This window comes from Ideonella sp. sgz306126 (assembly GCF_056032705.1).
In genome coordinates this window covers 486,141-510,987 of the sequence record NZ_JBVYWP010000003.1, presented here as the reverse complement: position 1 = coordinate 510,987, position 24,847 = coordinate 486,141, and the positions used below count along the sequence as shown (strand labels likewise).

18 protein-coding genes are annotated in these 24,847 nt (G+C 71.7%); 4 read left to right on the top strand and 14 right to left on the bottom strand.

Annotated elements, in window-relative coordinates; all coding sequences use genetic code 11:
• The first annotated feature begins 2 nt into the window (after positions 1 to 2).
• Complete coding sequence (locus AC0N04_RS10760; RefSeq protein ID WP_474281383.1) at positions 3 to 473, top strand: DUF3717 domain-containing protein; 471 nt, start codon at positions 3 to 5, stop codon at positions 471 to 473.
• Between the two features lie 12 nt (positions 474 to 485).
• Here the strand turns inward: AC0N04_RS10760 and AC0N04_RS10755 are convergent, their stop codons facing one another.
• The 4 genes from AC0N04_RS10755 to AC0N04_RS10740 form a co-directional block, all read right to left on the bottom strand.
• Positions 486 to 1,961, bottom strand: coding sequence for a sensor histidine kinase (locus AC0N04_RS10755; protein WP_474281381.1), 1,476 nt, complete (start codon positions 1,959 to 1,961; stop codon positions 486 to 488).
• A gap of 73 nt (positions 1,962 to 2,034) precedes the next feature.
• The gene (locus tag AC0N04_RS10750) at positions 2,035 to 2,742 is read right to left on the bottom strand and encodes a winged helix-turn-helix domain-containing protein (protein WP_474281379.1); all 708 of its coding nucleotides are present in this window, start codon (positions 2,740 to 2,742) and stop codon (positions 2,035 to 2,037) included.
• Between the two features lie 91 nt (positions 2,743 to 2,833).
• Positions 2,834 to 3,427 carry a Spy/CpxP family protein refolding chaperone gene (locus AC0N04_RS10745; RefSeq protein ID WP_474281377.1) on the bottom strand — a complete coding sequence of 198 codons (594 nt, stop codon included), beginning with the start codon at positions 3,425 to 3,427 and terminating at the stop codon, positions 2,834 to 2,836.
• 84 nt (positions 3,428 to 3,511) lie between these two features.
• On the bottom strand, positions 3,512 to 6,109 hold the full coding sequence (locus tag AC0N04_RS10740; RefSeq protein WP_474281375.1) for a hybrid sensor histidine kinase/response regulator: 2,598 nt from the start codon (positions 6,107 to 6,109) through the stop codon (positions 3,512 to 3,514).
• 291 nt (positions 6,110 to 6,400) lie between these two features.
• Here AC0N04_RS10740 and AC0N04_RS10735 point away from each other — a divergent pair, with 291 nt between their 5' ends.
• Complete coding sequence (locus tag AC0N04_RS10735; RefSeq protein WP_474281373.1) at positions 6,401 to 7,546, top strand: GGDEF domain-containing protein; 1,146 nt, start codon at positions 6,401 to 6,403, stop codon at positions 7,544 to 7,546.
• 3 nt (positions 7,547 to 7,549) lie between these two features.
• Here AC0N04_RS10735 and pstS read toward each other — a convergent pair whose 3' ends face one another.
• Positions 7,550 to 8,626 carry a phosphate ABC transporter substrate-binding protein PstS gene (gene pstS / locus AC0N04_RS10730; RefSeq protein ID WP_474281371.1) on the bottom strand — a complete coding sequence of 359 codons (1,077 nt, stop codon included), beginning with the start codon at positions 8,624 to 8,626 and terminating at the stop codon, positions 7,550 to 7,552.
• Between the two features lie 223 nt (positions 8,627 to 8,849).
• On the opposite strand from pstS, the gene AC0N04_RS10725 reads away from it, so the two are divergent.
• On the top strand, positions 8,850 to 10,568 hold the full coding sequence (locus AC0N04_RS10725; protein ID WP_474281369.1) for a phospholipase C: 1,719 nt from the start codon (positions 8,850 to 8,852) through the stop codon (positions 10,566 to 10,568).
• Between the two features lie 105 nt (positions 10,569 to 10,673).
• Positions 10,674 to 12,011, top strand: a complete 1,338-nt coding sequence (locus tag AC0N04_RS10720) for a cytochrome-c peroxidase (protein ID WP_474282047.1) — start codon at positions 10,674 to 10,676, stop codon at positions 12,009 to 12,011.
• 230 nt (positions 12,012 to 12,241) lie between these two features.
• Here the strand turns inward: AC0N04_RS10720 and AC0N04_RS10715 are convergent, their stop codons facing one another.
• From AC0N04_RS10715 to AC0N04_RS10675, 9 genes are all read right to left on the bottom strand, one after another.
• A complete protein-coding gene (locus AC0N04_RS10715) occupies positions 12,242 to 15,349 on the bottom strand; it encodes an error-prone DNA polymerase (protein WP_474281367.1) in 3,108 nt (1,035 codons plus the stop codon).
• 9 nt (positions 15,350 to 15,358) lie between these two features.
• Positions 15,359 to 16,672 (bottom strand): Y-family DNA polymerase, encoded by a 1,314-nt coding sequence (locus AC0N04_RS10710; RefSeq protein ID WP_474281365.1) that lies wholly within the window; start codon positions 16,670 to 16,672, stop codon positions 15,359 to 15,361.
• Positions 16,614 to 17,447, bottom strand: a complete 834-nt coding sequence (gene imuA / locus AC0N04_RS10705) for a translesion DNA synthesis-associated protein ImuA (RefSeq protein WP_474281363.1) — start codon at positions 17,445 to 17,447, stop codon at positions 16,614 to 16,616. Before imuA ends, AC0N04_RS10710 begins: the two co-directional genes overlap by 59 nt.
• Before the next feature lie 132 nt (positions 17,448 to 17,579).
• Positions 17,580 to 18,746, bottom strand: coding sequence for a GGDEF domain-containing protein (locus AC0N04_RS10700; RefSeq protein ID WP_474281361.1), 1,167 nt, complete (start codon positions 18,744 to 18,746; stop codon positions 17,580 to 17,582).
• A gap of 28 nt (positions 18,747 to 18,774) precedes the next feature.
• Positions 18,775 to 20,322, bottom strand: coding sequence for a methyl-accepting chemotaxis protein (locus tag AC0N04_RS10695; protein ID WP_474281359.1), 1,548 nt, complete (start codon positions 20,320 to 20,322; stop codon positions 18,775 to 18,777).
• A 312-nt stretch (positions 20,323 to 20,634) separates the two neighbouring features.
• On the bottom strand, positions 20,635 to 21,327 hold the full coding sequence (locus AC0N04_RS10690; protein WP_474281357.1) for a DUF2894 domain-containing protein: 693 nt from the start codon (positions 21,325 to 21,327) through the stop codon (positions 20,635 to 20,637).
• Entirely contained in the window at positions 21,320 to 21,967 is a 648-nt protein-coding gene (locus tag AC0N04_RS10685; protein WP_474281355.1) for an OmpA family protein, read from the bottom strand. The genes AC0N04_RS10690 and AC0N04_RS10685 overlap by 8 nt, the downstream gene beginning before the upstream one ends.
• A complete protein-coding gene (locus AC0N04_RS10680; protein ID WP_474281353.1) occupies positions 21,964 to 23,991 on the bottom strand; it encodes a DUF802 domain-containing protein in 2,028 nt (675 codons plus the stop codon). The genes AC0N04_RS10685 and AC0N04_RS10680 overlap by 4 nt, the downstream gene beginning before the upstream one ends.
• Positions 23,988 to 24,722, bottom strand: a complete 735-nt coding sequence (locus tag AC0N04_RS10675) for a DUF3348 family protein (RefSeq protein ID WP_474281351.1) — start codon at positions 24,720 to 24,722, stop codon at positions 23,988 to 23,990. Before AC0N04_RS10675 ends, AC0N04_RS10680 begins: the two co-directional genes overlap by 4 nt.
• Positions 24,723 to 24,847 lie beyond the last annotated feature (125 nt).

Genomic DNA, 24,847 nt, shown 5'->3' with positions numbered 1-24,847 from the left:
CCATGGCGGGCATCCCCATCGACGATCTCGAACTGGCCATCAACTGGTGGCGCGAACGCCGGCCGTCCCGCGACGGCTTGAGCGCCTGTGCCGAGGTCCGCGCGCTGGCCGACGTCTACGCCCGCATGGCCTATCGCCGCGAAGCCGAGGTCGATGAAGACCGGCTGAGCCCGGCGGCCCGGCAGGCCTGGCTGGACTGGTACGCCAGCACCCCCGATGCACCGTGCATCGCGATCTGCACCACGGCGCAGGGCGATCCGCTGTGCAAGGGCTGCGGGCGCACCGAGGCCGAGGTGCAGCACTGGCCGCGCTTGAGCCCCGCCGAGAAGCGCCAGGTGTGGCACCGCATCACGCGGGAGGCCACCGCCTGGCGGTTCAACCGCTATGCCGAGCGGGCGACGCCGCTGCGGCAGCCCGACGGCCCGGACCCCGGGGCGGCCAGCGGCTGCAGCCGGGTTGACCGGGTCGGCTGAAGCTGCACCGCGTCAGGCGGACGGCAGCACCCGCTCGGCCGGCAGGCTGATCACGAAACAACTGCCCCCGCCGTCGCGCGGCTCGCACCGCACGCTGCCGTGGTGGCGCTCGACGATCTGCCGCACCAGCGCCAGGCCCAGGCCCACGCCGCCCTCGCGCTCGGCATGGCCGGGCAGTCGGTAGAACGGCTCGAAGATGCGTTCGCGCAGTTCTGCCGGCACACCCGGGCCGCGGTCGCAGATCCTCAGTTGCACGTCGGCCCCGGGCTGGGCGCACAGGACCTCGATGTTCACCTCGTCGCCCCCGTAGCGGCGCGCGTTTTCGAGCAGGTTGCGCACCGCCCGGCGCAGCAGGCGGTCGCTGCCGAGGACGGTGATCGCCGCGCCATCGGCCTCGGCCCCGACCCGCGCCGCTTCTTCGGCGGCCAGCCCCAGCAGGTCGACCTTGTCCTGCAGTTCCATCGGCGCACCCGCCTCCAGCCGACTGGACAACAGCACTTCCTCGACCAACGCGTCGAGTTCGGCGATGTTGGTGTTGATCTCGCGGCCGAGCGAGGCCTGCATCGCGAGCGGCGCGCCGTCGAGCATCGCCACCGCCATCTTCAGCCGGGCCAGCGGCGAGCGCAGTTCGTGGCTGGCGTTGGCCAGCAGGTTCTGGTTCGACTGCACCAGGGCCTCGATGCGCTGGGCGGCGAGATTGAAGCTGTTGGCCACCGCCGCGACCTCGTCGTGGCCGACCACGGCGACTCGCTGGTGCAGCGCGCCGGCACCGAAGGCCTCGACCCCCTGGCGCAGTTGCTCCAGCCGCCGGGTCAGGCCGCGAACCACCGGATAGGCCCCGCCGGCGACGGCCAGGAACAGCAGGCCCAGCAGCATGGCCAGCACCAGGCTGGCCGGCCAATCGTGAGGCACGAAGGGCCACGACGAAGGCACCTCGACCCGCATCCGCGCCAGCTCGGGCGGTATCGGGCCGGTCCCGTCCGGCGGCGGACGCTCGCCCGGCGCGCCGAAGGACGGCGCGCCGCCGCCGCGGTCGTCGTCGAGCGCACCCGGCGGCGCCAGCGAGCCGTCCAGACCCAGATCGCTGCGGCGCAGGCGGTTGAGGAACGGGCGCAGCATCCACAGCCGGCGGCCATCGCTCAAGCGGATGGACGCGCTGCGGCGGGCGGCCTGGCCATCGGCCTCGCGACGCAGGTAGGACTCGCTGGCGCCGATGCGCTTGCCGTTGGCGTCGTCCAGCGCCAGCGGCAGGCGCAGGTGGCGCGACCAGTCGCGCAGCGCGTCGGCCTGCACTTCCACCGGCGCATCCGCGCCCGGCAGCGAACTCTGGATCAGCGCGCCCCAACCCGACATGCGTTCGGCCAGTTCGGCCTCGCCGCGGACGCGCTCCTGCTCCAGATGGTGCTGCACCAGCCAGCCCGTGACCAGCGCAAACAGCGCCAGCGCGGCCACCACGGTGAGCCAGATGCGAAGGTAGAGCGATTTCACGGCCGGATCGCGCCCCCGGCCGGCAGCGCGCGGGTCGCCGCCGCAGCGGCCGGCCCGCCGCGCGCCACCGACATCACTCGCCGTCCTGCTTGCGGGCGAAGACGTAACCGGTGCCGCGCACCGTGAGGACCCGCTTCGGGTTCTTCGGATCGTCCTCGATCACCGAGCGGATGCGCGAGACGTGCACGTCGATCGAGCGATCGAAGGCTTCCATTGGATGGCCGCGCAACGCGTCCATGATCTGGTCGCGGCTCAACACCCGGCCCGGGCTCTGGGCCAGCACCACCAGCAACTCGAACTGGTGGCCGGTCAGATCGCAGCGCTGCCCGTCCAGGCGCGCCTCGCGGGCCCCCAGGTCGATCTCCAGGCGGCCGAACTGAAGCACGTCGTCGCCCTGCGGCTCGGGCGCCGCGCGGCGCAGCAAGGCCTTGACGCGCGCCAGCAGCTCGCGCGGCTCGAACGGCTTGGGCAGGTAATCGTCGGCGCCGATCTCCAGGCCGATGATGCGATCCATCGGTTCGCCGCGCGCCGTCAGCATCAGCAGCGGCAGGCGCCGGGTGCGGGCGTCGCTGCGCAGCTCGCGGGTCAGGTCCAGGCCGTCGCCATCGGGCAGCATCAGGTCCAGCACCAGCGCGTCGTAGGGCGCGCCGCGCAGGCGGTCACGGCCGATCGCCAGCGAGCCGGCGGTGTCCACCTCGTAGCCGTGACCGCGCAGGTAATCCCCCACCATGGCGGTCAAACGGCTGTCATCGTCGATCAGGAGCAGTCGGGCGTTTTGCATGTCTTGGGCCGTGACCACGCCGCTCGCCCCTTGGCGAACGGCATGCAGGCCTGGCAGAGAATACGACATCATCGCCCCCCTTTCGGAAATGTCATTGGGCACCGGCACTGGCAGCAGCGGCCGGGCCTTGCGGACGGCGACCCGGCAGGCGGCCCTGGCGGTGCATCTGGGCCAGGTGGGCATGCAGGCGGTTCATGTGGTCGGCGATCTGCTGGCGCTGGGCCGCCGTCAGCACGTTGGCCATCTGGACCATCGCCACCAGCCGATGCTTGCTGGCCTCGTCGCGCCGCGCCGCGATCTGCTCGCGCAACGCCTCGGCCGCCTGGACATCCACCGTCGGTGCGGTGAACAAGGCCATCATCCGCTCGTGATCGGCGGCGGCGGCCTCGGCCTGGACCTGACCGTCCTGGCGCAGGCCTTCGGCGATCTGGTGGATCTGGTCGCGCTGCGCGTCGGTGGCCTTCACGTCGGCGAGCAGGTGGTCCAGCATCCAGCCGCCCATCGGCAGGCCGCCCATGCCGCCGCCCAGACCGCGCATCGGCGGCATGCCGTGGCCGCAGGCCGGACCGTCCGCGGGCCGCTCGTGCGCCGATGCCAGCGCCACCAGGCCCAGGCCACCGATGGCCGAGACCAGCAGGCCCAGCACCGTCCAGCGGGCGAAGCGCGACAGGGGCGGGAAGTTCATGATCATCCTTTCAGCGCCATCAAGGCGATGTCCGCATGGTCCGTCCAGCATGTCAGCTGGGATTGGCCCCGCCGTAAAGAAGCGTTAAACGGTGGACCGCCGCCGCAGCCACTTCAGCAGCGCGGCGTACAAGGTCCGCGGCTGCACCGGCTTGACGACGAAATCGTTCATGCCGGCCTCCAGGCAGGCACGCCGGTCTTCCTCGAAGGCATTGGCGGTCATCGCCAGGATCGGCGTCGACGTCCGGCCCTCCATCGCGCGGATCGCGCGGGTGGCCTGCAGGCCGTCCAGGCGCGGCATCTGCATGTCCATCAGGATCAGTGCGTAGTCCTTCGCCGCGGCCCGGTCGACCGCCTCCTGGCCGTCGACCGCGACGTCGACATCCAGCCCTGCGGCATGCAGCAGTTCCAGCGCGATTTCGCGGTTGACCGGGTTGTCTTCCGCCAGCAGCACCGGCGCGCCTCGATGTTCCGCGCGCAGCATGTCGTCGGGCTGCACGCGGGACCGGGTCTCGTCGCTCGGCATCACGCCATGGCCCAGGCCCAGCCGCGCGGTGAACCAGAAGGTGCTGCCGCGGCCGACCTGGCTGCTCGCGCCGGCCTGGCCCCCCATCAGCTCGGCCAGCCGCCGCGTGATCACCAACCCCAGGCCGCTGCCGCCGAAGTGCCGACCGACCGCGGCGTCGGTCTGCTCGAAGGCCTGGAACAGCCGGTCGAGCGCGTCGGGCGCGATCCCCGGGCCGGTGTCCTCGACCTCGAAGCGCACCAGCACGTCGGCAGCGCCCCGTTCGACCAGGAGGGCCCTCAGATGAATGTCGCCGCGCTCGGTGAACTTGATGGCGTTGCTGGTGTAGTTGAGCAAGGCCTGGCGCAGCCGGGTGAGGTCGCCGCGCAACCAGAGCGGCACGTCGCCCGGATCGACGCTCAGCCGCAGTCCCTTGGCAGCGACCGGGTCGGCGCTCTGCGAACGCACATGGTCGAGCAAGGCATCCAGCGAGAAGTTGACCTGGTCGAGCTCGAGCTTGCCGGCCTCGATCTTGGACATGTCGAGGATGTCGCTGATCACCGCCAGCAGGTGGTCGGCCGCCGCGTTGATCTTGTCCAGCCAGTCGATCTGGGCCGGCGCCGCGGTGCGCCGCAACAGGTGCGCGAGCCCGACGATGGCGTTCAGCGGCGTGCGGATCTCGTGGCTCATGTTGGCCAGGAACACGCTCTTGGCGGTGTTCGCCGATGTGGCCCGGTCGCGCTCGGCCCGCATGCGCAGCGCGGCGATGCCCAGCGTCAGGTTGCGGGCCAGCTCCTCCAGCAGTTCGACCTCCTGCGGCTCGAACGCGTCCGGCGCGGCGGCATAGACGCTCAACACGCCGAAAACGACGCCCTCGCCGGCCAGCGGCAGGCCGATGCTGGACTGGAAGCCATGGCGCGTCGCCACCGTCCGCCACGGCGCCATCTCCGGGTTGCTGTCGTAGTTCTGGTTGACCTGGGTATGTCCGGTCACGATGGCCCGGCCGGCCGGACCCAGGCCGACGTCATGCGATGCGTCCCATGAGATCCGCACGCTGCCCAGGTAGTCGCCGAGGTCGCCGGACTGGGCCACCGGGCGGATCGTCCTGGTCTCGTCGTGCTCGGCATAGCCGACCCAGGCCATCCGGTAGCTGCCGCTGCCGACGACGATGCGGCAGACCTCGGCCAGGTAGCCGGTTTCGTCGCGCGCCTGGGTCAGCGCGAAATTGCAGTCGCTCAGCACGCGCAGCGCGCGGATCAGCCGGTGCTGCCCCTCTTCGGCCTGCCGGCGCTGTGCGGCCAGCTCGGCGAGCTGGTGCCGGGTCTGGGCCAGCCAGCCCAGCACGCTGTCGCCGCGGGCCGGCGCGAGCGGCAGCGGGGCCGCGAAGTCGCCCCCGCCCAGGCGGGCGATGCCGGCCTGCACCTCCTCGACCGAGCCACCCAGCACCATCTGCAGGTGGCGACGGGCCCGCCACAGCACGCCCACCAGTGCCAGCCCGAACAGGATCAGGCACGCCCGCAGCACGCTGGCCCGGTCGGCCGCCGCGCCGACCGCGGCACGGGTGCGCCGATCGACCATCGCGATGGCGGTCCCGATCGGCCGCATGATGTCCGCCTTGGCCCGGTGATAGGCATCGTCGTGCAACATCATGACCGCATGGCGGCGCTCGGCCTCGGTCGGCGTGCGGGCGCTCCCGATCAGCGCCATCGCCTCGACCTCGGTGCGGGTCAGCGCGTTCGAGCTGCGCTCGGCTTGCGAAAGCAACGCGATCTCGTCCGGCGTGAATCCGGCCTGGCGCATCAGCGTCAGCAAGGGCACGGCGGCACCGTCAGGACGAGGGCGGACGTCGTCGCCGAGCACCAGATCCCAATACGGGTCATGGTAATCCACCGGCCGCGCCTCGCGGCCGTCGCGGATGCGCCGGATGTCATCGTAGTGCCGGCGGTAGAGCGGGTCGCCCGTGACCACGTAGGTCCGGGCCATGCGGGTCAGGTCGTCCGACGATTGGCGCAACTCCTGCGCCAGCGCGAACGAGCGCTGGCGGGCCTCGTTCGCGCGGTCGATCTGCTTCTCGGACACGACATAGAGCGCGAAATTGGCCACGAAGACGGCAAACAGCGCCAGCGCCAGCCAGGTCAGGCCGGTCGCCCCGCGGGAGGGGGTGTCGTGTCGGGGCATCTGGTACTGCGTCGTCGCCCGTCGTGTCGGCCTTCAAGGTAATGCGGTGTCAGCCGGCGGCGCCCCGGGCGCGATGCCTGGCCGGCCGCGCGCATTTTGACTCGCCCGGGCCGGACTGCAAGCCGGCCGCTCGGCAAGGCGCCGGCGTCGTGGCAGCGGCACAACCTTTCCATCGTCGACAATCGCGCCGATGGACATCGACACGGCCCCTGTACTGCACCGCCAGCCGGCCGAACCGCCGGCGGCCGCGCGGCATCGCGGCGCGGCGCGTGGCCGGCCGAGATAGGCCGCGTGGCGCCGTTGCTCGTCATCCAGTTCGTGCTCTACGGCCTGGGCTGGACCCTGCTGTCGGCGCTGGTGCGCGAGGAACGCCGCGCCAGCCTGCTGTGGGCCGCGCATTGTTTCGTGCAGGCGATCGGCCTGGAGGCGATCCGCCGCCTGGCCGTGGTGCCGGGCCCGCTGCCGGCGGGCGTGCTGATGGCGATGATCCTGGCCTACACCTGTGCCGACCTGGGCATCGACGTCTTCGTCAATGGCCACGCCAGGTGGCGCCGGCTGTGGCTGGGCCTGCTGTTCGCCGGCGCGGGATTCCAGGCGCTGGACTTCGCCGTGGCGGTGCCGCCGGCCGCACGCGCGGTGGCCTACGACGCCACGATCGTCGGCCTGCTGTTGCTGCCCATCCTGCTGATCCGCAAGCCCTTGCACCGCGAATTCGGCCGCTGGGGCGCGCTGGCCTGGGCGCCGGGGGCGCTGTTCGCGCTGTTCGTGGTCGCCCGCATCGCCGAGATCGCCCTCGACCCGGCCAGCGTCTCGCGCAACCCGCCCGCGCCCTTGTCGAATCCCGGCATCGTCGCCTCGACGCTGATCGCGGCGGCGGCCTTCAACATCTCGTTCCTGGGTCTGGTCATCGGCCGCCTGATCGCGGACCTGCGCCGGCTGGTCCACACCGATTCGCTGACCGAGCTGCTGAACCGCAGCGGCATCGAGCGCGAGCTGGCCGCGGCCTGGCGCCTCGGCCAACACCACCCGCAGCCGCTGTCGATCGCATTCATCGACGTCGACCACTTCAAGCGCTTCAACGACTTGGGCACGCACGAGGCCGGCGACCGAATTCTCAAGCGGGTCGCCGAGGCCTTGCAGCACCACGCCCGCGACAGCGACAGCGACCGCGTCGGACGCTGGGCCGGCGACGAATTCCTGGTGCTGATGCGGCACACCGGCCCTGCGGGCGCGCTGCAGGCGATGCAGCGCATCCAGGCCTTCGTCAGGTCCGCCGAGGTCGATCTGCCGCCGGGCAGCCCGGCACTGAGCCTGAGCATCGGCGTGGCCACCCGGCGGGCGGAGGATCAGGACGTCGCGTCGCTGATCGCACGGGCCGATGCCGGCATGTACGACGCCAAGCGCCAGGGGCGCGACACCATCGTGCTGGCGAGCTGACGCTCAGCGCACCAGCTCGCCGATCGTCTTGACGCCGATCGGCTCGCCGCTGGCGCTGACGACCTTGGAGATCTCGGCATAGGCGCTGGCCTGCACCTTGTCGGGCAAGGGAACGAAGCGGGCCTGGCGGGCCAGCGCGTCGCCGTGCAGGTAGGCCCAGGTGACGAAGCGCAGCGCGCGCTCGGTCCTGGCGGGCTGCCGGCTCACGCGCGGCACGGCGATGTAGGTGCCCATCGTGATCGGCCAGGTGCTGTCGCCGGCCGCGTCGTTGATCTCGGTCGAGAAATCGCCGCGGCTGTACCAGGTACTGTGCCGGACCGCTTCGCGAAACCCTTCCACCGCAGCCTGCACGTCGCGCCCCTGGGCGTTACGCATCAGCACGTCGGTCAGGCCGTCGTCGACGACATAGTTGTAGTCGATGTAGCCGATCGCGCCGGCGGTGGCACGAACCGTCCTGGACACCTCGCCGCTGCCCTGCACGGCCAGCGCGGTGGCCGGCCAGTCGAAGCGGCTGGCGACCCCGAAGCGCTGCTTCCAGGCCGGGCTGACGCGGCTCAGGTAGTCGGAGAAATGGTACGTGGTGCCCGACCCGTCGGCGCGGACCACCAGCTGGATCCGCTGCGCGGGCAGGCGCAGGTCCGGGTTCAGCGCACGCAGGGCCGGATCGCTCCATTGCGTGATCTGGCCGAGAAAGATGCGCGCCAGCACCTCGCCGGTCAGGCGCATCGCGTGGGGCTCGACATGGGGCAGGTTCACGACCGGCACGACGCCGGTGATCACGGTCGGGAACATGATCAGGTCGTTCTTGCGCAGCTCGGCCGGACTGGCGATGAAATCCGACGCGCCGAAATCGACCTCGCGCTTGACGATGCTGGCCATGCCGGCCCCCGAGCCGACCGGCCGGTAGTTCAGCGCGTCGCCATGGTCCTTGGCGTATTCGGCGGCCCAGATCCGGTAGACCGGCGCCGCCGCCGACGAGCCGGCGCCGGAGAGGGTCTCAGCGCGGGCCGCAGGGGCGCCGGCGACCAGGCAGGCGCCGGCCAGGAACAACGAAACAACGGTCTTCGGGAAACTGCACATCACCAGGATCGGATCGCAGCGCAAACTTCGCGCCGGCGGCAGTATCGCGCAGGCCTGCGGGCAGGCCGGGCTCCGGCAGGCGGGTCCGCCAGGTGTTACACCTGTCCGGGCAGGCGTCCGCCGGGTCCTTGCTTTCATGTCCTTGTCATCGCCGGCCCGTAACGTGCGGGTCCTGGCGTGCCGAGCTGCGGGCACGCCGCTCCTCAACCAACGGGTTCTTGCCATGCTTCAAAAAACCGCTTTCAGTGCCGCGCTGGCCTGCGCCGTGCTCAGCCTGGGCGCCTGCGCCGACGGCTCGTCGACCGGCGCGCCCGCCGTCGCCGCGGCCCTCAGCGCTCAGGACAAGCTGACCACCGCGACGCCGATCAAGCACGTGGTCGTGCTGTACGACGAGAACGTCTCGTTCGACCACTACTTCGCCACCTACCCCAATGCGGCCAACGTCACCGGCGAGCCGGCCTTCACCGCCGCCGGCGGCACGCCGACGGTCAACGGCCTGAGCGGCGCGCTGCTGACCAGCAATCCCAACTTCACCAACCCCGCCAACGGCACGAATGCGGCCAACCCGTTCCGCCTCGATCGCACGCAGGCGGCCAGCGCGGACCAGAACCACGCTTACTCGGCCGAGCAGATGGCGAACGACAACGGCGCGGCCGACCTGTTCCCGCTGTACACCGGCAAGGGCAGCACCGGCGGCGCCGGCGCGTTCGGCACCAAGGGCCAGGTGATGGGCTACTACGACGGCAACACGGTCACCGCGCTGTGGAACTACGCCCAGCACTTCGCGATGAGCGACAACGCCTACACCGACACCTACGGCCCGTCGACCCCCGGCGCGCTCGAAGCGATCTCGGGCCAGACCAACGGCATGCAGATCGTGCTCAACACCGGCAACGCGCAGTCGTCGACCGTCGCCGTGCCCTCGTTCTACGTCAACGACGGCCAGGGCGGCTACACCATGGTCAACGACGTGGACCCGGGCTACGACGCCTGCTCCAGCACGAGCAAGACCGCGATGATGACCGGCAAGAACATCGGCGACCTGCTCAACGCGCAGAAGATCAGCTGGGGCGGCTTCATGGGCGGCTTCAACCTGGGCACCACCAACGCCAACGGCAGCACCGGCTGCGGCCGCAGCACGCTGAACACCGTGGTCGGCGGATCGGCGATGATCGACTACATCCCGCACCACAACTGGTTCCAGTACTACGCCTCCACCGCCAACCCGACCCATGCCCGGCCGAGCTCGGTCGCGGCGATCGGCTCCAGCGTCCAGACCGACGGCAAGACCCCCGAGCCGGCCAACCACCAGTACGGCCTGAACGACTTCTACGCCGCGGTCGAGGCAGGCAACTTCCCGTCCGTGAGCTTCCTGAAGGCGCCGGCCTACCAGGACAGCCATCCGGGCTACTCGGACCCGCTCAGCGAGCAGGCCTTCCTGACCCAGGTGGTCAATTTCCTGCAGCAGCAGCCCGACTGGAAGAACACCGTCGTGATCGTCGCCTGGGACGATTCGGACGGCTGGTATGACCACGCCTACGCCAACCCGACCAGCCCGTCGTTCGACGGCGGTGCCGATCAGCTCAACGGGGCCGGCGTGTGCGGCACGGGCGCCGCGCTGCCGGGCCTCAACGGCCTGCCGGTCAACGGCCGCTGCGGCCCGGGCACCCGCATCCCGTTCATGGTGATCTCGCCCTGGGCCAAGACGAACTACGTCAGCCACGTGCAGATCTCGCAAGCCTCGATCGTGCGCTTCATCGAGGACAACTGGCTGGCCGGCACCCGCCTGGGCGGCGGTTCGTTCGACGCCAGCGCCGGCTCGATCATGGACATGTTCGATTTCACCGGCAGCGGCAACGCCGCGGCGCTCTTCCTCGACCCGAACCTGGGCACGGTGCTGAACGCGCCGCCGGCCGGCAGTTCGACCCCGACCTCGCTCTGACCGGCCTGCGTCGATCCGGCCTGGGGGCCGATGCTCGCGGCCGCGGTCGTCCCACCGGATGACCGCGGCCGCGCGCTGCTTTCCTGTGTGGAGAATCCCGTGTCGTTGCGCTTCATGATGATCGCCGCCGCCGTCAGCGCCAGTGGGCTGATGCTGGCCGGCTGCGACAGCCACGCCGCCCCCCACCCCGACGCGCTGGCCGAGGGCCGCAACCCCGCGCCGATGGTCCTGGCGCTGCCGGCGTCGGCACCGTTGAGCGCGGTCGCCCAGCTGGGCCGGCAGCTGTTTTTCGACGCCGCGCTGTCGGGCTCGGGCCGGCAGTCGTGTGCGTCCTGCCATGACCCGCGCCGGGCCTACGGTCCGCCGGCGGACTCGGGTGCGGTGATGTACGGCGGCAAGGGACTGGCCCAGGCCGGCCGGCGGGCCGTGCCCTCGCTGAGGTACCTCTACCGCCAGCCGGCCTTCAGCATCGGGCCGGAGAACGCCGAGAGCGAATCGGCCGCACTCCAGCCGGTGGCGGCCTCGGCCTCGTCGTCGAACGCCCCCAAGAGCGCCCGCCAGCCGCAGGCCGCGGCCACCAACCGGGTGCCGCAGGGCGGCCTGTTCTGGGACGGCCGCACCAACACCTTGCAGCAGCAGGCCAGCGGCCCGCTGTTCAATCCGCTCGAAATGGATGCCGGCAGCGTCGCCCGTGTCGCCGCCCAGCTCAGGAGCGCACGCTACGCATCGCAGTTCACGCAGATCTTCGGCGCCGGCATCCTGGGCAACCCGCCGCAGTTGCTGGCCGAGGCCTTGTTCGCCATCGGCCGCTTCCAGATCGAGGACCCGAGCTTTCACCCGTTCACCAGCAAGTACGACGCCTGGCTGCAGGGCCGGGCCCGCCTGACGCCGGCCGAGGCGCGCGGCTACCAGGCCTTCAACGACCCCGCCAAGGGCAATTGCGCGGCCTGCCATCCGGACCGGCCGACCGCCGACCACCTGCCGCCCTTGTTCACCGACGGCCAGTACGAGGCGTTGGGCGTGCCGCGCAACCCGGCCATCCCGGCCAACCGCGATGCGGCCTATGCCGACCTGGGCCTGTGCGGCCCGTACCGCACCGACCTGCGCACGCAAACGCAGTACTGCGGCATGTTCCGCACGCCGTCGCTGCGCAACGTCGCGACGCGGCATGCGTTCTTCCACAACGGAACGTTCCAGACGCTGGCCCAGGTGCTGGACTTCTACAACCAGCGCGACATCGCGCCGCAAAAAATCTACCCGCCCGACCGCCGCGGCAGGGTCCTGAAGTTCAATGACCTGCCGGCCGCCTACCGGGCCAACGTGGACACGGTCGACGCGCCGCTCGACCGCCACCCGGGGCAGGCCCCGGCGATGAGCGCGCAGGACGTCCAGGACCTCATCGCCTTCCTGCAGACCCTGAGCGACGGCGACACGGCGCGCTGAGGGAGCGGGCCAGGTCGGCGGACGCTTGGCACGGCGGAGGCCGGCCGATATACTGTGTTTTCATACAGTCTTCGGAGTCGACCATGCAGCTGCCGTACCGTGCCCATTACCGCCCCGCGTCCGCCGGCCGGGTCCCGCGCTGGCTGCGCCAGCTGTGGTGCTGGTTCTGAACGCCTGCGGACCGGGCGCCCGGCCTTCGCAGGCAGGGGGTCGTCCCGGTCCCGGCGGGCCTACCTGAAATCCCGGCTCTGCGTCGCCAGCCGACCCAGCCAGGCCGTCAGGTCCTCGAGGTGCCCCGCCACCAGCATCCGCACCTCGCCCTCGCGCTGCCAGCGGCCCCTGACGGCCATCAGCTGGGCCTCCAGCAGCGGGGCCCTGAAGCGCTCGCGCAGGCTGCGCCAGACGATCACCTGCACATCGCCGGTCTCGTCCTCCAGCGACACGAAGGTCACCCCATGCGCGGTCTCGGGCCGCTGCCTGACCGTGACGATGCCGCAGGCCCGCACCAGGCGCCCGTCGGGCAGGTCGCGCAATTGCGCCGCCGACAGCCACCCGTGCCGGGCCAACCGCGGCCTCAGCAGCGCCAACGGATGCCGCCGCAGCGTCAGCCCGGTGGCCGCATAGTCCCAGACCACCTCCTCGCCCTCGGGCGCAACGGGCAGGGCCAGCGGGGCCTCGTGCACCGGCGCCTCGCGCAGCAGCGGGGGCGTGGCGCGCAGCGCCGCCGCCGCCCAGACCTGCTGGCGCCGATGGCCGGACAGGCTCGTCAGCGCATCGGCACCGGCCAGCAGCGTCATCTCTCGCTGATCCAGGCCGGCCCGCCGGGCCAGGTCGCCGGCGCTGTCGAACGGGGCCTGGCGCCTGGCGTCGACGAGGCGCCGGACCGAGGCCCGTGACAGGCCGCCGACGAGCCGCAGCCCCAGCCGCACGGCCGGCGGGTCCGGCAGGCCCTCCAGCGTGCAATCCAGGTCGCTGTGCATCACGTCGGCGGGCCGCACCTCCACGCCATGGCGCCGGGCGTCCTGCACCAGCTGGCCGGATGAATAAAAGCCCAGCGGCTGCGAATTGATCATCGCCGCCAGGAACTCCGCCGGGTGGTGCCGCTTGATCCAGCTGCTGGCATAGACCAGCAGCGCGAAACTGGCGGCATGGCTTTCCGGAAAGCCGTACTCGCTGAAGCCCTTGATCTGCTCGAAGATGGCCTCGGCGAAGGCGGGGTCGTAGCCGCGCGAAGTCATCCCGTCGACGATCTTGTCGTAATACTTCTCCAGCCCGCCCTTGCGCTTCCAGGCCGCCATCGAGCGCCGCAGCCCGTCCGCCTCCCCCGGCGTGAAACCGGCCGCCAGGATGGCGACCTGCATCACCTGCTCCTGGAACACCGGTATGCCCAGGGTCCGCCCCAGCGCCTGCTTCAGGGCCGCGCTCGGGTAGCTCACCGGCTCCTTGCCCTGGCGCCGGTTCAGGTACGGATGCACCATGCCGCCCTGGATCGGCCCGGGCCGGACGATGGCGACCTCGATCACCAGGTCGTAGAAGCAGGCCGGGCGCAGCCGCGGCAGCATGCTCATCTGGGCCCGGCTCTCGATCTGGAACACGCCCACCGTGTCGGCACGGCAGATCATCTCGTAGGTGGCCGGGTCTTCCGGCGGGATGTCCTGCAGGACGAAGTCGCGCCCCTTGCGCTGGCCGATGAGGTCCAGCGACTTGCGCAGGGCCGTCAGCATGCCCAGCGCCAGCACGTCCACCTTGAGCAGGCCCAGCGCATCCAGATCGTCCTTGTCCCACTCGATGACCGTGCGGTCCGGCATCGCCGCGTTCTCGATCGGCACCATGCGGGAGAGCGGCCCTTTCGTCAGCACGAAACCGCCCGGATGCTGCGACAGGTGGCGCGGAAAGCCGATGAGCTGGCCGGCCAGTTGGGCCAGCTGCCGGACCGCCAGATCCTCGGTCGACAAGCCCAGCGAGGCCAGCCGCTCGGGCCTCAGCTCCAGGCCGTCCCAGCCGTGCTGCCCCTTGACCAGCGCATCGACGACCTCCGGCCGAAAGCCCAGCGCCTTGCCGACGTCGCGCAGCGCCGATTTGGGCCGGTAGGTGATGGCCACCGCGGTCAGCGCCGCGCGATCGCGGCCGTACTTGGCATAGAGGTACTGGATGACCTCCTCGCGCCGCTCGTGCTCGAAATCCACATCGATGTCCGGCGGCTCGTTGCGCTCCTTGCTGATGAAGCGCTCGAACAAGGTGGCCAGGCGGGCCGGGTCGACCTCGGTGATCCCCAGGCAGTAGCAGACCACCGAGTTGGCCGCCGAGCCGCGCCCCTGGCACAGGATGCGGCGCGAGCGCGCAAAGGCCACGATGTCGTGGACCGTGAGGAAGTAGTGCTCGTAGCGCAGCTCGGCGATCAGGCCCAGCTCGTGCTCGATCTGGGCCTGCACCGGAGCCGGCACGCCGCCGGGCCAGCGACGCCCTGCCCCTTGCTCAGTGATGCGGCGCAGGTAGGACGTGGCCGTCTCGCCGGACGGCACCACCTCGTCCGGATATTGGTAGCGCAGTTCCTCCAGCGAGAACGCGCAGCGCGCGGCCACGTTCAGCGTCTCGGCCAGCAGGTCTTCCGGGCAGGTCTGCGCCAGCCGCAGCCGGGTCCGCAGGTGGCGCTCGGCATTGGCCTGCAGCGCGTGGCCGCAGTCGGTCAGCGGCCGCCCGACGCGCGTGGCGGTCATCACGTCCTGCAGCGCCTTGCGCGAACGCACGTGCATGTGCACGTCGCCGCTGGCCACCAGCGGAATGGCGGTCAGCTCGCCGACCTGACGCAGCCTGTGCAGCCAGGCTTCGTCGTCGAGCTGGCGCAGCAATTCCACCGCCAGCCAGCAGCGGCCGGTGAAGTGGGTCAGCATCCAGCGGGCGAGGGTCAGCAACTGCTCCGGCGTGGCCGAACGCTGCGGGGCGGCCAGCACCACGCAGTCGGCCAGCGCCGCCCCGTCGATCCCGGACGGCGACAACCGGTAGCGTCCCTTTTCCGAGCTGCGCCGCAGCGTCGTGATGACGCTGCACAGATTGCCGTAGCCGTTCAGGTTGCAGGCCAGCACGACCAGGTCGAAGGCGGTCCCGCCGGCCTCCGGCTCGACCCGGAACTGGCTGCCGACCAGCAGCTTTAGCCCGCCGGCCCGGGCCGCCACGTGGGCTCGCACCATGCCGGCCATCGAGCATTCGTCGGTCAGCGCCAGCGCGCGGTACCCCAGTTGCAGGGCGCGCGCCACCAACTCCTCCGGCTGGCTGGCCCCCTTCAGGAAAGAGAAGTTGCTGACGCAGCGCAGCTCGGCGTATTCGGGGATGCGGGCCATGGCTTGCCCTCACGCAAACACGCCGTGCAAATACCAGGCGCTGGCCTCGTTCGCCAGGCGTTCCTGGTAGATCCAGAGCACGCCGGCGCGCTCGCTCAGTGCGACCCAGTAGTCGCGCTGCACATGGGCCGTGGCGGCCGGCCCGCCATCGCCCAGGCGGTGCCACCAACCGCCTTCGACCCGGTGCGGGCCGGTCAGCAGGTGCAGCACGCCCTGGTACAGCGGCCGGTGCCCGCGCACCGCGAGCGGTAGCGGCTGCGGCAGGAGCCAGGTCGGCTGAGGCAGGTCCGGTGGCTCGGCGTTCTTGCGCGGCACGGCCCGGTCCGCCGGCTGCCAGTGCTGCATCCACTCCGGCCGGTGGTCTTCGGCGAGCACCGGGCACAGCACCCGCGCCGGCCCCAGCCGGGCGGCCAGGCGCTCCAGGACCCAGGACAGGGACTCGCCGCTGCGCGCCGGATCGGGCAACAGGGAACCGCTGGGCGGTGCCAGCGGCCGCAGCTCCAGCGCGTCGAGCATCAGGTCGCCGGCCGGTGCCTGCAGCTCGACCCGGGCCAGATGCTCGGCCAGCAGGCGGCACAGGTGCTCGATGTCCCGGGTCGGTTCGGCCGTGCGGAGGATCAACTCGCCGCCCTCGCCGGCCCGGCGGGCGCGCACCGAGTCATGCGCCCAGCGCAGCGCGAAGGCCGTGATGCCGGACTGCCGGGCGGCGAGCCAGCCGCCCATCTGCAGCAGCAGGCGCCGGGCGCCGAACAGCATCGCCGGGGCGTATTCGACGCGGCAGGGCAAGCTCAGCCGGGCCTGGAAGCGCTCGGGCAGCGCCACCCAGTCATGAACCTCGGGCTGCAGGCCGTAGACCTGGTCCAGGGCGGCCAGCAGCGCCGGGTCGAAGCGCCGGACGAGGCCGCCGCGCGGCAAGGCCCGCAGGTCGCCCAGCGTCCGGCAGCCCAGCCGCGCCAGCGTGGCCCGGTGCGGTTGGACGGCGCTGAGCGTCTCCATCGGCAAGGCCTCCAGCAGCACCGGCAGGGGCCGCCTGAAACCGTTCTCGATGCCGGCCCGCGCCAGCGCCAGCGCGGCCAGGCTGTTGGTTGCCCAGGCCACGGCCGCCACCCCCAGTTCGGCCCCTTCCTGGACCACCCGGTCGCGCAAGGCCCGCCGGCCGCCGAACAGGCGCACGCTGGCCTGCACCTCCATCACGATGGCCTCGTCGCGCAGCGCCACCCGGGGCGTGAACTGGAGCGCCCAGGCGGCCAACGCCTCGAGGGCGTCACGGGACGGCGGCGTGGCGTCGGGGCCGGGCGGGAGGGACAGCGCGGCCCACAGCATCGGGCACCTCGGCAGGAACACGGGAAGAGATCAAGCGGCTGGGCCGCTGCAGGCGCGGCGTCAGCACCGACGACAGGCCGCCGGGCACGCAGGGCAGGCGCAGCCAGCCGTCGTGCACCGGCCCGCTGCGCTTGAACACCTGCACCTGCACCGCCCAGTCGACATCGAAGGTCGCCATGACGCGCAGGGGCGCCGCCGAGGCCTCGCGCCGTGCGGTCGCCGGCCGGAGCAGGAACACCGGGCCGTCGCAGCCCTGCGCGCAGACCTGCAGGCGCCGGACCTGCTCCGGCCGCGCCTGAGGCAGCCAGGCCAGCAGCGCGCCGCAGGCCTGGGAGCGGACCAGTTGCTCGGTGCACCACAGGCGCTCGGCCAGGGTCTCGGCCTGGACCCAGACCAGGTGCCGGTCGTCGATGCCCGCATGCCGTAATCCCGGCAGGTGCGGCACCCTCGGCGGACCGACGACCACGACCTGCCCCCCGGCCGACACGACCCGGCGCAGCGCCGGCCCGAGCAGGCGCCACTCCAGCACCGCGGGCTGCGGGCTCAGCACCTCGGTGAGCGCGTTGCAGGGCCAACCGCCACCGGGCAGCTCGGGGTCGAGTGCTTCGAAGCCGCTCGCCACGACGGCCGAGCGCCGGGACGCCATCTCGCTGCCACGCCAGAGGGCCGACGCCAGTTCGGCAGGCCAGGCCGGCGCGGCGCGGCGCGGCGGGAAGGCCGGCGCCGCCGACGGGTCGACGCCTCCCGGCAGGGCGGTTGCCAGAACGGTTGCCATGGAGGGTTCGATCACAGGGTGGACACCGGAGGGGCCCGCGCGGCGCAAGACGCAAGACCGGGAACAAGACTGTACAAATATACAGTATTCCGATCTCGCCTCTCCCATCTCCGCCGGATCGCGGGCGAACGCTCAGGACGCGGTGATGGAGGGCACGTGCAAAGAGGACTCGGAGGACTCGGCCTGCAGGCCGGCCACCTGGTCGCGGCCGTCGGCCTTGGCCCGGTACATGGCCTGGTCGGCACGCATCAGCAGGCTCTGCAGATCGTCGGTCTGGCGGCCTGCGGCCAGGCCCAGGCTCGCGGTGAGGCGCACCCTTCGCCCGCCGGCCGCCTCGATGTCCAGCGCAGCGATCGCGCTGCGCAGCTGTTCGCCGACCGCCATCGCGGCGCCCGGCCCGGTGTCCGGCAGCAGCACGGCGAACTCCTCGCCGCCGAGCCGGCCGCAGAGATCGGAATGCCGCAACCGCGCCCGCAACAACGCCCCCACCGTGGACAGCACGAGGTCGCCCACCGCATGGCCGTGGCGGTCGTTGATCTGCTTGAAATGATCGATGTCGATCACCAGCGCGCACTGGGGCCGCCGGGACAGCCGGCTCTCGCAGAACAGCTGTTCGGCACGCTCCACGAAGGCCCGTCGGTTGTTCAACCCCGTGAGCACGTCGGTCCGCGCCGCGCTGACGGCGATCTCGTGGGCCCGGTCCAGCTCGTGCGTCAACCGGAACGCCGTCTGCAAGGCGTCGGACAGCACGCGCGTCGCTCGCACGACCGACCCGGAAAACAGCAGCGCCGCCACGGCCAGCCCGCGTTGCATCGCGGTCGGCTGGCACAGCAGGAAGACCGTACCCGGCAGCAGGACGATCGCCATGGCCGCCAGGGTCATCGAGCGGTAGGCGGTGTAGACCGATACCGCGCTGCCGGCCATCCCGATGGCGAAGAACAGCACGAGGACCTGCGTCAACGGATCGCCGCGGGCCATCAACACCAGCGCGCCGAGGCCCCAGACGGTGGAGGAGCTCAGCAGCGTGATCCAGTAGGGGCGCTCCCAGCGGTCCGGGGTGCGGTCGGCCTCGGGCGCACGCAGGTAGGCCACGAACACCGCCAGCCGCACCACGCTGCTGGCGGCCAGCAGCGCCAGCCAGCGGCTGATCAGGACGTGATCGACGGCCTCCCACAGCAATCCGCCCAGCAGGCAGGCACCGATGAAGCTGCCGAAATTGGCGATGAAGGACTGCCTGAACAACAGGCGCAGCCGGTCCAAGGCGACCCGGGCCTCGATCTGGGCGTCGACGTCACTCACGAATGCACCCTGGGGACGGCGGGCGCGGTCAACGGAACACGGCCACCGCCTCGACCAGATGGCCGGCCTGCTCGCGCAGGCTTTGCGATGCCGCCGCCGCCTGCTCGACCAGCGCCGCGTTCTGCTGCGTGATGTGGTCGAGGTGCGAAACGGCCTGCCCGACCTGCGCGATGCCGGCGCCCTGTTCGGTGGTCGACGAGCTGATCTGGCCGATCAGCCCCGAGACCCGCCGGACCTGGTCCACGATGTCGTCCATCGTCTTGCCGGCGTCGTCCACCAGGCGGGCGCCGACCTCGACCTTCTCGACGCTGGCGCCGATCAGGGTCTTGATCTCGCGCGCCGCGCCGGCCGAGCGCTGCGCCAGCGACCGGACCTCGGACGCGACCACCGCGAAACCGCGCCCCTGCTCGCCCGCGCGCGCCGCCTCCACCGCGGCATTGAGCGCCAGGATGTTGGTCTGGAACGCGATGCCGTCGATCACGCCGATGATGTCGGCGATCTTCTTCGAGCTCGACGTGATGTCGCTCATCGTCGCCACCACCTGCGAGACCGCCGTCCCGCCGCGCGTCGCCGCGTCGCTGGCCGAGACCGAGAGCTGGCTCGCCTGCTGCGCGGTCGCGACGCTGTGCTGGAGCGTCGCCGTCATCTGTTCCATCGAGGCAGCGGTTTGCTGCAGGCTGGCCGCCGCCTGCTCGGTGCGGCCGCTCAGGTCGGTGTTGCCCTGGGCGATCTCGTGGGTCGCCGTCTGCACCGTGACCACCTGCTGGCGGACGTCGTCGATGATCCAGCGGAACATCAGGCCAAGCTGGCTGATGGTGCGCATCGCCATGCCGATCTCGTCGACGCGGTCCATCGGCGTCACATCGCGGGCCGCGCCGGTGGCGACCCCCAGCGCCTGCCGCCGCAGCCATTCCAGCGGCCGGGCGAACTGCAGCTCGAAGATCCACGAGCCGACCGCACCCGCCCCGGCGCACAGGCCGGCCAGCTTCAGCAGATCGAACGACTTCAGGCCGAGCAGCGCGCCAAAGACGATGCAGGCCAGCACCATGGCGGCCATGGTGAGGCGGATGCGTCCGCGCGTGGACAGCATCTGCCGCCAGCGCTGCCAGGTGTGCAGCACCCCCTTGCGCACGACCAGGCTCTTGTGGAGGCGCCGGCCGCCGGCCCGTCCTTCGCGGATCTCGCGGTACAGCGACTCGGCCGCGGCGATCTCCTCGCGCGAGGCCTTGGTGCGCACCGACAGGTAGCCGATGGGCTGCCCCCCGCGCATCACCGGCACCGCGCTGGCGCGCACCCAATAGTGGTCGCCGTTCTTGCGGCGGTTCTTCACCAGGCCGGTCCAGGGCTCGCCGCCTTTGAGCGTGGCCCACATGTCGGCGAACGCCTCGCTGGGCATGTCGGGATGCCGGACCACGTTGTGCGGCTGGCCCTGGAGTTCCTCGCGGCTGTACCCGGAGACCTCGATGAACGCGGCGTTGGCGTAGGTGATGCGGCCCTTGGCGTCCGTGGTCGACATCAGCGTCGCGTTGTCGGCCAACTCGAACTCGCGCTGGGTGACGGGCTGGTTGTCTCTCATGGCGGGGGCCTCTGCGATGGAATCCGGTGGGTCCTGCGCCGCTGCGCGGCGCCCCGCTCCGGTCAGAAGCATGCGCGCGCGATGAGCGACGACAGCGTGCCGGCCAAGTCACCCACCCCATGCGTCCAACGGGACCATGCCGGCAGCAGCCGGCCTGCTGAGATCGAATTGTCTGGAAAGGCGAGCACGTCAAACCACGGATGAAAGACAGACAACCCGGCCATTTCATCGCCTGATGCGGGGCGGCGCCCCACGGTGCCTGCGCATCGCCGGGGGCTCCGCGATGGCCGTGGGCCGTTCCGAGGCCGCGCGTCAGCCGCGGCGCGGCGGCGCCGATCGGCCCGGGCCGGGCCTGCGCGGCTTGTCGCCTTCGCCGCGGCCGGGCCGGCCCGGCCTTGCGGCGCGCTCCAGGCCGGCCTGGTCCAGCCACAGCAAGGCATCGACGCTGGACATGAACCGCTCCAGGTAATCCGGTGCGAGGTCCCGCAGTTGTTGCAGCGCCTGGAGCACAAGGCGCTGCGAATTGAGCGGGCCCGCGTTCTCCGGCAGCGTCGCCAGCGACCGGCTCAGCTGCTGATCGACCCGAAGCCGGGACCAGGTGCCCCTGAAATACCGCAAGGCCTTCAGTTCGGCGGGTGCGCCGAGCGGGGCCGCCGCCGTGCCGGACGGGTCCAGCGCCCCGCCTTCGGACGACAGCCGTGCGGTCTGGCGGACGAGTTCGGCCCGTGGCGCTGGAAGGGTCGGCCGGTCCGGCCGGACGCCAGGGGATTCGGGCGGAACGGTGTCAAGTCGCCGGGCGCACTCGCTCGACAACTGGGCCAGGCGGGCATCGAGCACTCGCCGGGCCTCGCCGCGGTGGGCGGCCGTCCGCCGGGCGAAGGCTTCGATGAACCGGAAGCGGACCGGATCGGCGCGGTGCGCCCCCCGTGCGCGCAGCGCCTCGATCGTCAGGCCGGGATCGAGGGGCGCGTCGCCGGCCCCCGCCGGGAGCCCCGCGTCAGCCATGGGGCCGGGCGTTGCCACCCGCCGATCGCGGCACCGGCGCCATTTCGACGCGCCGGTTCTGGGAACGGCCCGCGCCGTCGGCATTCGACGCCACCGGCTGCTCGGGACCGAACGCGGCCGCGAAGACCGCCGACGACGGCAGCCCCTCTTCGATCAGCACCCGGGTCACCGTCAAAGCACGCTGGGCCGACAGCTCCCAGTTGTCGGTGAACTGGCCGTTGCTCTGGCGCACCGGCAGGTTGTCGGTGAAGCCGCTGACCATCAGCAGTTCGCCGCTGGCACGCAGGTAGGCCGTCAGCGGCGCCGCCAGGCTCTTCAGCAGTTGCCGGCCCTCGGGCTGCAACTGGTCGGAGTTCAGCGAGAACAGCACGCTGCCGCGGATGCCGATGCGCCCGTCGCGCAACGTCACCCGCCCGCTGGCCAGCGGCACCGCCAGGGCCTGCTCCAGCGTCTGGCGCTGCTGCTCCTCGGCGTGGCGCTTGCGGACCTCGGCCTCCAGCGTGCTCGCCAGCTGCATCTGGGCACCGAGCACGCACATCAGCATCAGCACGAAAGCACCCAGCAGGCCCGCCATCAGGTCGCCGAACACGGCCCAGACCGGCGTGGCGTGCTCCATGCCGGCGTCGAGCTCGTCCATCACGCGAGCTCGCCGGCCAGGCGGGCCGGGCCGCGGGAGAACTGCTGCAAGTCGTCGACGATCTGCTTTTGCGACAGGATGCTCAGGTCGATGATCTCCCGCGCCTGCGCCACGTAATAGGCCAGCTGGTCGTCACTGCGCGCCAGGGATTGATCGAGCGCCCCTTCGATGCGCTGCAGCTGCGCCACCAGCTGGTCGCTGGACTCGCCGAAGCGCTGGACGGCGAAGCCGAACGCCTCGCCCAGGCTGGCCACCTCGATCGCCCCGCCGGTGATCTGGGCGGCGACGCCTCCCATCGTCGCGGCAGCCTGCTCGACCTGCTCGCCGAACCGCGTGCCGGCCCGTTCCAGCACGGAACCCGACGACGCGACCAGCGCATCGATGGCGCCGCGCTGCTCGGTGGTGGCATGCTGGACGGCATCGAGCAAGGTGGCCAGCGTGGCCATGATGCGGCTGCGCTCTTCCAGCATCGTGGCGTCGTTGGCCAGGCTGGACGAGAGCTGCTCGCGCAGCTGGGCGATCACCTCGGCCGCCAGCCGCGGCGCCTCGGAGGCCGCCTGCATCAGCCGGCCGATCTCGCCGATCGTGCTGCGGGCCTGCGCCTGCGACTGGGCGGTGAGCTCGCGGGCGGTCTGCTCCAGCGTCTGGCAGAGCTGCAGCTGCTGGCGCTGGGCCTGGTCGCCGGCCTGCTGCCAGGCCTGCTGCAGCGTGGCCGCCGTCGCCGCCAGGGATTCGCGCCACGCCGCCAGGCGCTGTTCGTCGCGCGACGCCTGGTCGGCCTGCGCGGCGCGCCGGGCCTGGTCGAGCTCGGCCTGCAGCGCGGTCAGACGCTGCTCGAAGGTCTGCGCGAGGCTCGCCAGCGTGGCCGCCAGCGTGTCCTGCACGCCCGCATGCGTGTCCGCGACCGAGGCCAGCAGCGATGCCGAGCGCTGCTCGAATCCGTGCTGGAAGCCGTCCAGCGAGGCCCGCCAGCCCTCGCCCAGCGCCTCGCTGCGGCGATCCTGTTCGGCCAGCGCACGGGTCCAGCCCTGGGCCAGCGTGGTGACGGTGCCGTCCAGGCGGACGGACAGCCCGTCCAGCTGGCGTTGCACCGCATCGGCCACCTGCTCGTGCAGGAGGCGGGTGTCCCGCGCGATGCCGGCCATCGTGGCTTCGACCGCCGGCTGCAGGACCTCGCCCGCCACACGGGCACCTTCGGCCAGGCTGTGCCGCAGCGACCGGTCGACCGACGCGGCCAGCTCCGAATAGGCCGCCGTGGCCTGGACGTGGAAGCGATCCTGCTGGGCCAGCAGTCGCTCGCCCCATTGCACGCTCTGCCTGTCCATCTGCGCCATCATCGCCTGCAGCTGGTCGACCACCGCGGGCATCAGCCGGGCCTGGGACTGCAGGGCGCCGAGCGTCTGCTCCCGCTGATGGGCGAGCGAGAAGGCCCGCAGCACGGTGGCGATCCGGTGGTCCAGCTGCTGCGCCACCCGCAGCCGCTCGCGCCGGCACAGCGCCGACACCAGGCCCAGCGCCGCCGACGCGGCGACCCCGGCGACCGAGGTGCCGAACGCCAGCCCCAGGCCCTTGACCGGGGCGGTCAGCGCGGCCCGCATGGTCGACAGGTCGCTGGTGCTTTCGAGCGCCTGCACCGCCCCCTTGAGGGTGACGACCATGCCCAGGAACGTGCCCAGCATGCCCAGCAGCACCAGCAGACCGACCAGGAACGGCGTCATCGACGGCCCTGGCAGGGCCACCCGCTCGCCTTCGATGCGCAGGCGCACCGGGTTCTGCAGCGACGCCGGCACGCTGTCCAGCCAATCGCCCAGCGACGACAGCGACGCGGGAATGGCGGCCAGCGCCCGTCCCAGCGACGACGTGGCCTGATCGAAGCGCCTCAGCTCCAGCGCGCCCGCCAGGTAGACCGCGCCGATCAGCATCGTCATCGCAAGCGCCAGCGGGCTGGCGCCGGCATAGCCGGCCGCCACCCATCCCACCGTGATCAGGCCCAGGCCGAAGGCGGCCACACCAAGTTGTCGATTCATGAGCGGGGATCGTCCTCTCGGCGAAGCGCCTGCATCAGGCCCTCGATCGGCTGCCATCGCAGGTCCAGCTCCGCGAGCAGCACGCGCTGCAGGTCCTGTCCATAGCCGGCCAGCCCATCGGCCGGCGACCCGGTGGCGCCGTCGCGCAGGCGCTCGTGGTGGCGTTCGAGCCAGGCGGGCACGGTGGCCAGCAGCTCGCGCTCACGTGCGGCCAGGGCCGCCTCCATCACGGCGTCCAGCGCCGCCAGCCGTCCCAGGGCCGGCGACCGGTTCGACAAGGCCGCCCGCAGCTCGGCGCGCAACGGGCGCAGGTCCCGGTCCATCGCTTGTTGATGCATGACATGGCAGCGGCGGTAGCGCGCGGCGTCGGCGTCGGCATCGCCGCCGTGCGCCACGCCGGGCCGCGGGCCGCCGTCGTGCCCGGCCGTCAGCAGCTCGTCGGTGGTGATCGCTCGCGTCAGGCGCTGGTGCACGCGGGCCAGGGTCTCGGCGAGCGCATCGACGGACGGCGAGGTGCCGCCGCGCGCCGGCACGGCCCGCCCGTCGTCGCCGCCCTGCAGCGCCGCCGACAGCGCGACCGCATCCGTCCAGTCCAGCCACAGGCCGAGCCGCTCCCCGAAGGTCTGCTTCGACTCCGCGACCTCGACGAGACCCAGGGACGCCAGCGCGTGGACCAGCTTCGAGCTGTTGACTGCGGCGCGCGGCAACCCGGGCGCGATACCGATCGTCATGGGGCAGTGACCCGCATGGAACAAGCCTTTGACAAAGGAAAAGGCCCCCGCGACGCGGAGGCCTTGACAGGCGGGCGAAGGAACGAGAGGACGGGCGGTCCGCCTCGGCACCGACGCCGGAAAGC